The following is a 423-nucleotide window of genomic DNA, read 5'->3' on the forward strand; positions in this document are numbered from 1 at the left end:
GTCGTCCCTTTCAAATTGGCACCCGGAACAAGACCGACGGCGCCGTTCAGCGCGACATGTGTGCTGAGGGCATCCACTTCCGCGCCGATCGTCCACTTTTCCGCAGGCCGATAGATCAAATTTACGCCGTATCGCTCGGTTCTGATCGAGGGGTTGGTCGCGAACAGATCAAGATTCACCGCGACATAGCTTACGAACGCGTTCGACTCCCATTTGTCCGACCATTTATGATGGTACGAAGCCACCGCACTCCAGCCCTGTATCGGGCCGAGGGTGGGGAAACGCGCGGCGAAAGCGGCGGCGTCGGCCGCGGTGCCAAGGAAAGCAGGCGCGTCTACCGAATAGGCAAGGCCCGCGCTAAAATTGTCGTCTTCACCGGCAAATCTAACCGGCGCTGTAAGGCCGGCTGTCGCTGCCCAACCG

Annotated in this window: 1 pseudogene; it reads right to left on the reverse strand. The window is 60.0% G+C overall.

Annotation, left to right across the window (positions count from 1 at the left end):
* A pseudogene (locus ACWGS9_RS35415) lies at positions 1-423 on the reverse strand (hypothetical protein); the annotation flags it as partial.

This window comes from Mesorhizobium sp. Arg314 (assembly GCF_053714275.1).